The sequence below is a fragment of the Fuerstiella sp. genome, from assembly GCA_022447225.1.
Classification (GTDB): domain Bacteria; phylum Planctomycetota; class Planctomycetia; order Planctomycetales; family Planctomycetaceae; genus S139-18.
Genome location: JAKVAZ010000017.1, coordinates 73,277 through 84,400, shown reverse-complemented (window position 1 = coordinate 84,400; position 11,124 = coordinate 73,277). Strand labels below are relative to the sequence as shown.

Annotated in this window: 13 protein-coding genes; 12 read left to right on the top strand and 1 reads right to left on the bottom strand. The window is 52.0% G+C overall.

What is annotated here, in order from left to right; genetic code table 11:
* The first annotated feature begins 55 nt into the window (after positions 1-55).
* Entirely contained in the window at positions 56-427 is a 372-nt protein-coding gene (gene rpsL / locus MK110_18040; protein ID MCH2213211.1) for a 30S ribosomal protein S12, read from the top strand.
* Between the two features lie 119 nt (positions 428-546).
* The gene (gene rpsG / locus MK110_18035; GenBank protein MCH2213210.1) at positions 547-1,020 is read left to right on the top strand and encodes a 30S ribosomal protein S7; all 474 of its coding nucleotides are present in this window, start codon (positions 547-549) and stop codon (positions 1,018-1,020) included.
* A gap of 172 nt (positions 1,021-1,192) precedes the next feature.
* Here rpsG and MK110_18030 read toward each other — a convergent pair whose 3' ends face one another.
* On the bottom strand, positions 1,193-2,788 hold the full coding sequence (locus MK110_18030; GenBank protein MCH2213209.1) for a sulfatase: 1,596 nt from the start codon (positions 2,786-2,788) through the stop codon (positions 1,193-1,195).
* Positions 2,789-2,982: 194 nt separating this feature from the next.
* On the opposite strand from MK110_18030, the gene MK110_18025 reads away from it, so the two are divergent.
* The 10 genes from MK110_18025 (at position 2,983) to rplV (ending at position 11,110) form a co-directional block, all read left to right on the top strand.
* Entirely contained in the window at positions 2,983-3,381 is a 399-nt protein-coding gene (locus tag MK110_18025; GenBank protein MCH2213208.1) for a PEGA domain-containing protein, read from the top strand.
* A gap of 149 nt (positions 3,382-3,530) precedes the next feature.
* A complete protein-coding gene (locus MK110_18020; GenBank protein MCH2213207.1) occupies positions 3,531-4,997 on the top strand; it encodes a protein phosphatase 2C domain-containing protein in 1,467 nt (488 codons plus the stop codon).
* 164 nt (positions 4,998-5,161) lie between these two features.
* Positions 5,162-7,234 carry an elongation factor G gene (gene fusA / locus MK110_18015; GenBank protein ID MCH2213206.1) on the top strand — a complete coding sequence of 691 codons (2,073 nt, stop codon included), beginning with the start codon at positions 5,162-5,164 and terminating at the stop codon, positions 7,232-7,234.
* 181 nt (positions 7,235-7,415) lie between these two features.
* Positions 7,416-7,709 carry a 30S ribosomal protein S10 gene (gene rpsJ / locus MK110_18010; protein ID MCH2213205.1) on the top strand — a complete coding sequence of 98 codons (294 nt, stop codon included), beginning with the start codon at positions 7,416-7,418 and terminating at the stop codon, positions 7,707-7,709.
* A gap of 107 nt (positions 7,710-7,816) precedes the next feature.
* A complete protein-coding gene (gene rplC, locus MK110_18005; GenBank protein MCH2213204.1) occupies positions 7,817-8,515 on the top strand; it encodes a 50S ribosomal protein L3 in 699 nt (232 codons plus the stop codon).
* Between the two features lie 14 nt (positions 8,516-8,529).
* On the top strand, positions 8,530-9,168 hold the full coding sequence (gene rplD / locus MK110_18000; GenBank protein ID MCH2213203.1) for a 50S ribosomal protein L4: 639 nt from the start codon (positions 8,530-8,532) through the stop codon (positions 9,166-9,168).
* A gap of 16 nt (positions 9,169-9,184) precedes the next feature.
* Positions 9,185-9,493: a 50S ribosomal protein L23 gene (rplW, locus tag MK110_17995; protein ID MCH2213202.1), complete on the top strand. Its 309-nt coding sequence runs from the start codon at positions 9,185-9,187 to the stop codon at positions 9,491-9,493.
* Between the two features lie 75 nt (positions 9,494-9,568).
* On the top strand, positions 9,569-10,426 hold the full coding sequence (gene rplB, locus MK110_17990; GenBank protein ID MCH2213201.1) for a 50S ribosomal protein L2: 858 nt from the start codon (positions 9,569-9,571) through the stop codon (positions 10,424-10,426).
* 67 nt (positions 10,427-10,493) lie between these two features.
* Entirely contained in the window at positions 10,494-10,763 is a 270-nt protein-coding gene (rpsS, locus tag MK110_17985; GenBank protein ID MCH2213200.1) for a 30S ribosomal protein S19, read from the top strand.
* A gap of 2 nt (positions 10,764-10,765) precedes the next feature.
* Complete coding sequence (gene rplV, locus MK110_17980) at positions 10,766-11,110, top strand: 50S ribosomal protein L22 (GenBank protein MCH2213199.1); 345 nt, start codon at positions 10,766-10,768, stop codon at positions 11,108-11,110.
* Positions 11,111-11,124 lie beyond the last annotated feature (14 nt).

Here is an 11,124-nt window from a genome sequence, read left to right as displayed (position 1 = left end):
ATTCGTTTTTTTGCCAACTGGTCGCTTTTGGCTCGATCTTCAAAAGCTGTGTGCAATGCCGACTATTAATCAACTCGTACGAAAGCCGCGAAAACAGCAGCGTGCCCGCAGCAAGACTCCTTTGCTGGAGGGTTGCCCACAGAAACGGGGGGTCTGTCTGCAGGTGAAGACAGTGACTCCGAAAAAGCCAAACTCAGCTTTGCGCAAAGTCGCTCGAGTGAGACTTTCCAACGGGAAGGAATTAACGGCCTACATTCCAGGTGAAGGACACAATCTTCAGGAACACTCGATTGTGATGATCCGTGGTGGTCGTGTTCGTGACCTTCCCGGGGTGCGGTACAAAGTTGTTCGTGGTGTTTTGGACACACTGGGTGTGAGTGACCGTCGTCAGGCACGCAGTCGCTACGGAAACAAGCGTCCAAAATAAGCGAAACACGAAAAGGGTCAGCGTTGCGAATATTTTTACTGTTAAATTAAACGTTGGCATACTTACCGTTTGTTGTTCTGTCGGAGTCCGTTGCCTTTTTTGAACGTATTGATCAGGTCATGGTACAGAAATTCACTGCAAGTGCTGAACAGTTAAAACCGGACACCCGCTACAATTCAGTGCTGTTGTCCAAGTTCGTTAACTGTCTGATGTACGATGGCAAGAAGAGTATCGCAACAAGAGTTGTGTACGACGCACTCGATTATATCCAGAAACAGATGCCGGAAGAGGAACCGCTCGAAGTCTTTATGACCGCAGTGGACAACGTCAAGCCGGCGATTGAGGTACGTTCCAAGCGTGTCGGTGGTGCGACCTATCAGGTTCCTACTCCCGTGAGTCCTCGGCGACAGCAGACACTTTCGATCCGCTGGCTGCTGGAGGCTGTTCGCAGTAAGAAAGGCCGGCCGGTTCATCGTTCACTGGCAGATGAACTCATGGCCGCCTTCCGACGTGAGGGCGCGGCTATGACGAAACGTGAAAACATTCACCGCATGGCAGACGCAAACAAAGCGTTCGCTCATTTCGCCTGGTAAACAGTGCCGGTCACCAGGTTGATGGCACTGGTTTTCGATACCTTTGTGTATTTGGTGTGCCCGTCGCAAATACTTCCTCAGGTCCGATTTTTTGATACGTCAAGTGGGCCGCTAACGTCGAAGTAAGCTGGGTTTCAGATCTCTTCGAGTGTCGCGAGTGAACATGATTCGCTCAGCCTGCAGGCCGAAATTTTCTACGTTGTTGCGGTGTTAGGGGACTGGTGTCAGAATCGTCCCGGTATTCTTTTTTTAACGCAACAAGACGCATCTTGAGTCGAGTCACGATGTCGGCATAGCGAGGATTCGCGTATTCGTTTTTGAGCTCGTCCGGATCTGCGCGCAGATCGTAGAACTCCCATTCGTCAAACTGATAAAAATGAATCAGTTTGTACTTTTCCGTGCGAAGCCCGTTATGTCGGGCCACCATGTGATAACTCGGGTATTCATAGTAGTGATAATAAATTGACTGGCGCCAGTCAGTCGGTGTTGTTCCCTTCAGCAGCGGAACGAGAGAACGTCCCTGCATGTCGTCCGGGACAGGGGCCTGGGCAATATCAAGAAAGGTTTCTGCGTAATCAAGATTCTGAATCAGGTCGGTGTTCACAGCACCTGGCTGCGTCACACCCGGCCATTTGACAATCATGGGCATTTTCATTGACTCCTCATACATCCAACGCTTGTCGAACAAACCATGATCCCCCAGAAAGAATCCCTGATCAGAGGAGTAAATAACTATCGTATTTTGATCCAGCCCCTTCGCGGACAGGAAGTTCATCAATCGTCCAACGCTTTCATCAATTCCCTTGATACATCTGAGGTAATTGCGGATGTAACGATGGTATTTCCAGCGAACAAATTCCCTGCCGGACAGTGACAGCTTCCGAAGTTCATTATTTTTCGGGTCGAATGCTGCATCCCAGTTGGATCGTTGCGCGAGCGTCATTTTCCTGAGGGTCTGGATTCCTGACAGGTCTTTCGATTTGTTGTTTTGTGTCCGATTCTGAAGCTCCGGACCGAAGCAGTCTGAGATCAGATCCAGATGCCGGTCGATCCCCATTTCGTGATACCGGAGGGGACTGGCGTTGTCTTCATAGTCGTCGAACAGCGTCGCCGGTTCCGGAATATCGATATCGTCGTAGAGCTTGAGGTGTCGCAGTGCCGGCATCCAGGGCCTGTGGGGGGCCTTGTGCTGACACATCAGCATGAATGGCTGATCGCTGTTCACCTGTTCTTCGAGCCACGCCAGTGCAAGGTCGGTAACAATGTCTGTGCAGTGTCCCTCAATCGTTTCTATGCCACTCGGGCTGCGGAATACCGGATTGTAGTAGGCTCCCTGTCCCGGCAGGATCTTCCAGTAGTCGAAGCCCTGCGGATCAGTTCCAAGATGCCACTTCCCTGTGATCGCTGTTCGATAACCGGCCTTTCTGAGCAGTTTGGGAAATGTTTGCTGGTCACCATCGAACCTGTTTCCGTTCCGCATAAAGCCATTGAGGTGACTGTGCTTTCCGGTCTGAATAACGGCTCGACTTGGACCACAGATACTGTTGGTACAGAAGCTGTTTTGGAACAGCATCCCCTGGGATGCCAGTCGATCGATATTCGGTGTCGGATTCACTTTTTTCAGCCAGCCGTTGTAGGCCCCAATGGCATGAGGAGCGTGATCATCGGTGAAGATAAACACGATATTTGGGCGATCGGCAGCCAGAGCTGATGAGACACATACCGCGAAAACAAGGACTGGAACGAATTGCCGATCAAAGAGTGCCATGTGAAATTCCAACTAAAAACCTGTCAAAACGCTGAGCATTCTATCATGAGATCACCCTCATTCGGGGTCAAGCGTTCGACATAGCGCATGATACTGGCCTTGGCGTGATTTGGATGTCCAAGGTAGAATGAAGGCCACAATGATGCCGGAACTGTATTGCGCGATGTTTATACTGTCGCCACGGATCCCCTCCGATGTTGCCAAGATTATTTCTTCCTGTTCTGTTGCTCATGCTGCTGTCGGGGTGCGTTCATCGCCGAGTGACCATCCATTCCGATCCTCCGGGGGCCCTTGCAAAAGTCGACGGCAAAGTGATCGGATATACACCCACTTCGTTTGACTACACATGGTACGGAGAACGACGTATCCAACTGCTCAAGGATGGGTACGAAACTCAAACCCGACTCATCAGGTTCGACGCACCCTGGTATCAACGATTTCCTTTCGAATTCCTGAGTGATAACTTTGCAGGGACACAGATTCAGGACCACCGTCAGGTTCAAATCGGTATGCAGCCACGAAGACGGGATTCATCAAAAGATGTTGTCCGACGCGCTGATTCTCTCCGCAGCGAAGCAACTCACGGTCTGTAGAATGTTGCCGCCTGAAAACGGCTAAAGATGATTCCGGCAACAGCGGTTTTCTCTTTAACCCTGATAATCGTCCTGATTTACTGAACGGGTTGCGTTGTACCGGACCTGGATTACACTGACTTCGGAGCCATTGCCGGAGGGTTGAGACGATGTGCTGGCCCTGCAGTCCCTCAGGTCGACTGGAAAGGGCTGTTTGCTGTGGTGGCAGCGTTAGCTGCACGCGAATCGATGGTGTGATTGCGGCAACAGCCGCAATGTTGGGATACAACGACATGACGGCCCAGCCAGTGGTGCAGTACGCATCGCTCACCGATGTGGGAATGCGGCGTTCCGCTAATCAGGACTCGCTGGCCGTACGCTTGTGCAAGGAATATTCCGAATGGGCTGAAATGGGTCATTTGTTTGTGGTGGCTGACGGAATGGGCGGTCATTCTGTTGGAGATCTGGCCAGTAGCATAACTGTTGAGACTCTCCCGCTGGCGTTCACAAAGTCGGATGCCGAAACCCCTTCCGGACGACTCAAAGAAGCATTCGATGCCGCAAAGCGCGCTATTGGGGACAAGGCTCGAGAGAACCCTGAATTTGCTGACATGGGGACAACGTGCAGCACGTTGTCTCTATCCGGCAGTGGAGCCTGGATCGGACATGTGGGTGACAGCCGGGTTTACCGTATTCGCGACGCTGTGATCGAACAGCTTACATTCGATCACAGCCTGCAGTGGGAAATGATACGCCAGGGCCGCGCAACCGCAGAAAGTTCCGAATTACTGCATCCGCGTAACGTAATTACTCGTTGTCTTGGTCCTGACAGGAACGTGGAAATTGATATTGAAGGCCCCTTTGATGTCCGTACCGGCGACCGATTTGTCCTGTGTTCCGATGGACTGACCGGACATGTAACAGATTCTGAGATTGGCGCGATCGTCGATGTGTTACCGGCAGGTGAGGCATCACGCCTGTTGATTGATCTCGCAAACTGTCGAGGAGGTTCGGATAACACAACGGTGGTAATCGCTGTCGTCGACGAGTACCCGCCAATCACGGCACCAACCGTCGAATCACATACGGTTCAGGTCACCGAAACAGAGGACGATGCTGTTCCAATGACCAGACAGATACAGACGGAGCGCCAGACAAAGCGATCTCGGCATGTGACTGTACTGGCTGGTGTACTGGCGTTTACCGGACTGGTTCTGTTAATAAATCAACACCAAAGTCCTGGACTTATTCTTGTTTGTGGTGCGCTCATTCTGGGATTTTTTCAGTTGAGCATGTCGATTCGAAAATCGACAACTGCTCAAGCCAATGGTGTGAATCGTACGGCAGAACCGGCACGTCTGGGGGTTCGCGAGCCTGTTGAATTCTCTCCCTATCGTCGGGAGTCCGCGGAACTGGGTGCGGCATTCCTTGATTTACAGACGCAGGCTCACGATGAGCTGAGCATGGCAGCAGCCGACAAAAACTGGGAACTGGACACAGCCAAACTGACACAGTTGGCGCAAAAAGCCTCGGCTACCGATAAGGACTGCACATCCGGCAGCGAACTGCTTGAATACGCAGCTGTACTTCGAATTCTTATGAAAGAGTTCACCGGGCGCACGCGGGTGTCGGAATGAATAATGAACCTGCACAAATTACAAACGAGTAATCCCTGGTGACAATCATTCAGACATTCAGAGAGCGACAGCAAATTTATGAGTTCCGCGATCCGGTTGAATCTTTCTCGTCATAGTTACCCCGCGTCTGTGATAGAACTCTGAATCCTGAAGGTCTCTGTTCCATGGTCCGCTCGATCGAATCTCTGCGAAACATTGGCATCATTGCCCACATTGATGCCGGAAAAACAACCACCACTGAGCGTATCCTGTACTACACCGGCGCCTCCCACCGTATGGGGAATGTCGATGACGGAACAACTCAGACAGATTTTGATCCGGAAGAGGCTCAGCGGGGAATCACGATTTACTCCGCGGCAGTGACATGTCAGTGGAAAGACCGGATTATCAACATCATCGATACTCCCGGTCATGTTGATTTCACGGCTGAAGTAGAACGCAGTCTGAGAGTCCTGGACGGGGCTGTCGTGATTTTCAGTGCAGTAGAAGGTGTTGAAGCTCAAAGTGAGACGGTGTGGCGTCAGGCCAACAGCTACTCGGTACCTCGTCTGTGCTACATCAATAAGATGGATCGAATTGGGGCTAGTTTCACTTCAGTCCTGGATGCCATGAAGTCACGTCTGAGAGCCACACCGTTACCCATACAGATACCTGTTGGAGAAGGTCCTGCCACGAATCCGGACGGATTCCGTGGAATCATCGATTTACTTTCGATGAAAGCATTGTACTGGGATCTGCAATCTCGCGGTGCCAAATTCCGACAGGAAGAAATCCCGGATGATTTACAGGATGAAGCTCAAATTCGCCGTTCCGAGTTATTTGATACGCTGTCGGACACGGATGATGAACTCATGGAATGCTGGATGGAGACGGAAGATGCTCCACGAGAACTCGTGACACGCGTACTTCGGAAGGGGGTGATCGAAGGTCGCTTCCATCCTGTGTTTTGCGGGTCCTCGCTGGATTACATTGGCGTTCAGCCGCTACTGGACAACATTGTCGATCTCCTGCCGTGTCCGCTCGATCGTCCGGCCGTTCAGGGTGTCGACGCAGGTCAGAAGTCAAAGGGCAGTCTTGTGGAACGCAGGGCAGATCCAGCCGAACCGACAGCTGTTCTTGTCTTCAAAATCCAGTCAGATGTCCACAGCGACCTCTATTTTGCTCGCGTATACTCGGGCACCCTTAAGGGACATTCACGACTGTTGAATCCTCGAACCGGAAAGAAAGAGTTGGTTACAAAGCTGTGTCATATCCAGTCGGATTCTCGCGAAGACGTAGCGCAGGTATCGGCTGGAGATATATGCGGCATCGTCGGTCCCAGGGAGACCGCAACCGGAGACACGCTCGCTGATCCGAAAAAACCGGTCCAGTTTGAACAGATTCGGTTCCCGGAAACAGTGATCTCTGTGGCCGTGGAACCGGAATCCGGCGGAGATCGAAAGAAACTGGTACAGACACTCGAACGTCTGGAACGCCAGGATCCGACATTTCGGGTTTCTGTGGATCCAGAGACCGGCCAGACCATTATCAGTGGAATGGGTGAATTGCATATCGAGGTCGTCGTGCACCGACTGAAACGCGACTTTAACCTCAAAGTGCGTGTTCATAAGCCTCGTGTGAGTTATCGGGAGCGACTGAAGGCGGCGGTTTCTGTCTCTACGGAATTCAGTGCTGCAACACCGGCGTCAAATTTGTTTTTTGGTGTCTCACTGACTGCAGAAGATGTGGAGGGTCAGGAAGAATCGGTAACCGTGACTCATCGGCTCTCATCTGATGTGATGCCACAGCCGTTACTGGACGTCCTGCAGGATGAGTTGAGAGAACAGGGGCGTGGTGGAGGTGTCTACGGGAACCCGATTATGGGCCTGCGGATGACGGTTACGCAGGTTGAATATCGGCAAACCGAGTCAACAGAACCCGCGATCCGCTCAGCAGCCCGGCAGGCATTCAATCGCCTGTTGCAGGAAGGCAACCTGGTTCTGTTCGAACCAATCATGCAGGTCGAAGTCGTCACACCGGAAGAGTTTGTGGGCAATATCCAGTCAGATCTGAATGCGCGACGCGCACTCATCGTGAATTCAGAAAGAAGAGCTGATCTGTGTGTCCTGAAAGCCGAAGCTCCACTGATCAGGATGTTCGGCTATTCAACCCAAGTTCGCAGTCTCTCCCAGGGCCGCGCATCATTTTCGATGGAGCCTTGCCGTTACGCTGAGGCCCCTGAGGGAGTCATGGGATAACGTCCTGTTGATGGGAATTCATGATTCCGGTTGATTCTCCGACACGAATCGTTGACAGATTTCCACCACGCACCTAACATGTGCGATTCCCCGATTTTGGGTGGTGCTTCAATTTGCGTAACTTCTTTGCTCAAGGTGGTTTGCGGTGGCTCGTGCTGGCGGAGAAAGTATTCGGATTCGGATGGAGGCCTATGACCATTCGGTCCTGGATCAGTCTGCTGCAGATATCGTAGATACTGCGAAACGAACAGGGGCGATTGTGCATGGGCCGATACCGTTACCGACTCGTATTGAGAGGTATACGGTGTTACGAAGTCCGCACATTGATAAGAAGTCGCGAGAGCAGTTTGAGATTAGGACCCACAAACGGTTAATTGATATTTGCCAACCTACTGGAAAGACAATTGACGCTTTGAACAAGCTGTCTCTGCCTGCCGGGGTTGACATTAAGATTAAGGCAACAGTCGGAGCCTAAATTGGTTTTGGATTGGTGCAGGGTCTTCTCGGTTCTCTTCACTGCGCTCAGTGTGTAGTCAGAGGGTGTCTTCTACAATTTTTTCGTATGTCGCGCCGGTGGATGCTATGCCAGTCGGTCTGCTTGGTCAAAAAATCGGAATGACGCAGGTCTATCAAGAGGACGGAACGATTGTTCCGGTTACCGTCCTTGAGGCGGGCCCGTGTATTGTGACTCAGGTACGCACGATTGACCGTGATGGTTATCACGCGGTTCAGTTGGGTTTCGGTGAGAAGCCTCGTCGTCTTGCCAGTCGAGCGGAACGTGGTCAGGTGGCTGATATCGGCGGTCGTCGTCAGCAGGCTCGTCAGGCAGCGGGTCAACAGGCTGTATCAAAGGCCGGTTGCGAGCCTCGACGGTTTTCGCGAGAGTTCCGTTGTGAAACCGGAGAGCACGGTCTGGAGGTAGGTCAGGTACTGACTGCCGCAGATCTGGCCGAATGGAAGTGGGTCAACGTGATTGCGGATTCTCGCGGTCGTGGCTACGCTGGGGTGATGAAACGGCACAACTTCGCTGGTCAGCGTGCCACTCATGGTGTCAAGCGAGTCCATCGACACCCCGGGTCAATTGGTCAGAGTGCAGATCCGGCACGAGTCATAAAAGGAACCAGGATGGCCGGGCGATACGGCGGTTCCAGTGTTTCGGTCCGTAACCTGAGGATCGTTCGTGTGGATAGTGAAAACAACGTAATTTTGGTTTGTGGAGCTGTGCCGGGTCCTGCCGGTGGTTTTGTTGTGCTGCGTCATTCTGCAAAGAACCGCGGGTAATTGTGGGTACTGACATGATTTCGGTTTCAATTCGAGATATGACCGGCGTTGAATCGGGCACATACGAATTTGACCCTGCCAATTTAGCCGCGGGGGTCAGCCGGCAGTTGCTTCATGATGCGGTCGTGATGTACGAGGCGAATCGTCGTATTGGCACAGTCCGAACTAAGTCTCGGGGCATGGTAAAAGGCAGCACTAAAAAGCTCTTTCGCCAAAAGGGTACTGGACGGGCTCGCGTCGGCAGTGTCCGAAGTCCGATCCGTCGGGGTGGGGGTCATGCTTTCGCAAAAAAACCGCGAAATTACAATTACCGGCTGCCTCGTAAGTCGCTGCAACTGGCAACAAAGATGGCATTGTTGAGTAAATTTCACGATGACCAGGCGATCATGTTGTCACAGTGGGACTGTAGTGAACCAAAGACAAAAATTGTGGCACAGTCACTGAAGTCTTTGGGAGTCGCGGGTGCTTCGGTGCTGCTGGCAACAGACGGCCCGGACTCCAACCTGTGGCGTTCCGCTCGTAACATTCAGGGTGTTCGCGTGTTGCCTGCGGCTGACCTGAACGCTTGGGATTTGTTGCGCCATCGGAATCTTGTTGTTACGGTGGCAGCAATGGATAAGCTGCTCGGTCGATCGTCCTCAGTAACGGCTTGACCAAGGCACTGGAATTATGGCAGATCAAAAACCATTAAAATTTCAACTTGATCCTCACCAGGTTATTAAACGGCCACTGGTGACGGAAAAGGGAATGCATGCGTCGGAGCGGCTGAACGCTTACAGTTTCGAGGTCCATCCATTCGCGACCAAACACGACATTAAGCGTGCGGTTGAACAGTTATGGGATGTTCGCGTGGGGGAAGTGCGGACTCAAAATCGTAAGGGAAAACCTCGTCGTCACCGCACGGCAGTGGGACGGACGCGGAGCTGGAAAAAAGCAGTTGTCAAGCTGCACGTTGAGGATCGGATTGCCTTCTTTTAGTCACTCTGTTGGTTTGTACCCAGTTGCTTTTGGCCTCAGCGTGCATATTCCACCAGTTGTCTCAGGGTAGTTGTGATGGGAATTCGTCAATACAAGCCGGTTACCCCAGGTCGTCGCGGTGCATCCGTGAGTGACTTCGCGGACATTACGGATCGCAAAAAACGCCCTGAGAAGTCATTGACTAAGCGGGCCACAAAAAATGGTGGTCGTAACAATCAGGGAAAGATTACAGTACGTCACCGTGGTGGCGGTCATAAGCGTTTGTACCGCGTGATTGATTTTAAGAGAAAGAAGGATGGTATTCCGGGAACGGTTACTCATATTGAGTATGATCCAAATCGCACGTGCAGAATCGCACTGATTGAATACCAGGACGGAGAGAAAAGTTATATTCTGGCACCGAACGGTTTGGTCGCCGGAGCAGTAATTGAAAGTGGTGAAGCTGTCGAACCAAGTGTTGGTAACTGTGCTCCACTTTCGTCGATACCATTGGGAACAGTGGTTCACAACATTGAAATGCAGCCCGGTCGAGGCGGTCAGATGTGCCGAAGTGCCGGGGCGTCCGCCGTCTTAAACGCCCGCGAAGGACGATGGGCTCAGGTAACGCTGCCAAGTGGAGAAGTGCGCCGCGTTCCAAACGCCTGTCGGGCGACAATTGGTGAAGTCGGCAATTCCGAACACAGTAGTATCGTGCTTGGCAAGGCTGGTCGGAAACGGTGGCTAGGTCGAAGACCACATGTACGTGGTACAGCGATGAATCCAGTTGCGCATCCAATGGGTGGTGGTGAAGGTCGCAATTCCGGTGGGAGGCATCCGTGCAGTCCTTCCGGAAAGCCGGCTAAGGGTGGGCGAACTCGTAAGAAGGGAAAAGCCTCTTCAAAAGCGATTGTTCGCCGCCGGCGGTCGCGTCGATACGGGGAAGTTAAGGTTTGACGGTATTAATGGGATACTCGAAGCCTGACAGATCATCGATTCTGCCAGGTTCACAAGGCGGCTGAAAATGGCACGTTCACTAAAAAAAGGTCCGTATATTGATGCAAAGCTTCTCCGTAAGGTGGAAAAGCTGAATGAAGATGGTCGTAAAGAACCGCTGAAAACGTGGGCTCGAAGCTGTACGATTTCCCCGGATTTTGTTGGGCATACTTTTTTGGTTCACAACGGACGGGCTCACCTGAGTGTTTATGTAACCGAGGATATGGTCGGCCACAAACTGGGTGAATTTTCAGCAACACGAACATTTCGCGGTCATGGTGCCCGAGGTAAAAAGTAATCATGGCTCTGGTAAAAGCAATTCATCGTCATGCTCGTATTTCGGCCACCAAGGTCCGTCCATTTGCGGATCTGGTTCGTGGTATGACAGCAGAACAGGGGTTACAGGCGCTGAGGTTTGTACCAAATCGTGGCGCGCGATATCTGGAACAGGTTCTCAAAAGTGCTGTGGCCAACGCGGAAGACCGTGGAGTTCGTAGTGCGGATCGATTGAAAATTCTTGAATGTCGGGTTGATGGTGGTCCAATGATGAAACGAATCCGCCCCCGAGCTCGCGGAATGGCTTTTACGATTCGTCGACGAACGGCACATATTCATGTTGGTGTTGATGCACCGGAACTTGGCTAAGTGAGTTCACCTGT

Excerpts from the sequence above, each read along its gene's own strand:
- rpsL (MCH2213211.1), top strand. The coding sequence starts at position 56 with ATGCCGACTATTAATCAACTCGTACGAAAGCCGCGAAAACAGCAGCGT.
- rpsG (MCH2213210.1), top strand. The coding sequence starts at position 547 with ATGGTACAGAAATTCACTGCAAGTGCTGAACAGTTAAAACCGGACACC.
- MK110_18030 (MCH2213209.1), bottom strand. The coding sequence starts at position 2,788 with ATGGCACTCTTTGATCGGCAATTCGTTCCAGTCCTTGTTTTCGCGGTA.
- MK110_18025 (MCH2213208.1), top strand. The coding sequence starts at position 2,983 with ATGTTGCCAAGATTATTTCTTCCTGTTCTGTTGCTCATGCTGCTGTCG.
- MK110_18020 (MCH2213207.1), top strand. The coding sequence starts at position 3,531 with ATGTGCTGGCCCTGCAGTCCCTCAGGTCGACTGGAAAGGGCTGTTTGC.
- fusA (MCH2213206.1), top strand. The coding sequence starts at position 5,162 with ATGGTCCGCTCGATCGAATCTCTGCGAAACATTGGCATCATTGCCCAC.
- rpsJ (MCH2213205.1), top strand. The coding sequence starts at position 7,416 with ATGGAGGCCTATGACCATTCGGTCCTGGATCAGTCTGCTGCAGATATC.
- rplC (MCH2213204.1), top strand. The coding sequence starts at position 7,817 with ATGCCAGTCGGTCTGCTTGGTCAAAAAATCGGAATGACGCAGGTCTAT.
- rplD (MCH2213203.1), top strand. The coding sequence starts at position 8,530 with ATGATTTCGGTTTCAATTCGAGATATGACCGGCGTTGAATCGGGCACA.
- rplW (MCH2213202.1), top strand. The coding sequence starts at position 9,185 with ATGGCAGATCAAAAACCATTAAAATTTCAACTTGATCCTCACCAGGTT.
- rplB (MCH2213201.1), top strand. The coding sequence starts at position 9,569 with ATGGGAATTCGTCAATACAAGCCGGTTACCCCAGGTCGTCGCGGTGCA.
- rpsS (MCH2213200.1), top strand. The coding sequence starts at position 10,494 with ATGGCACGTTCACTAAAAAAAGGTCCGTATATTGATGCAAAGCTTCTC.
- rplV (MCH2213199.1), top strand. The coding sequence starts at position 10,766 with ATGGCTCTGGTAAAAGCAATTCATCGTCATGCTCGTATTTCGGCCACC.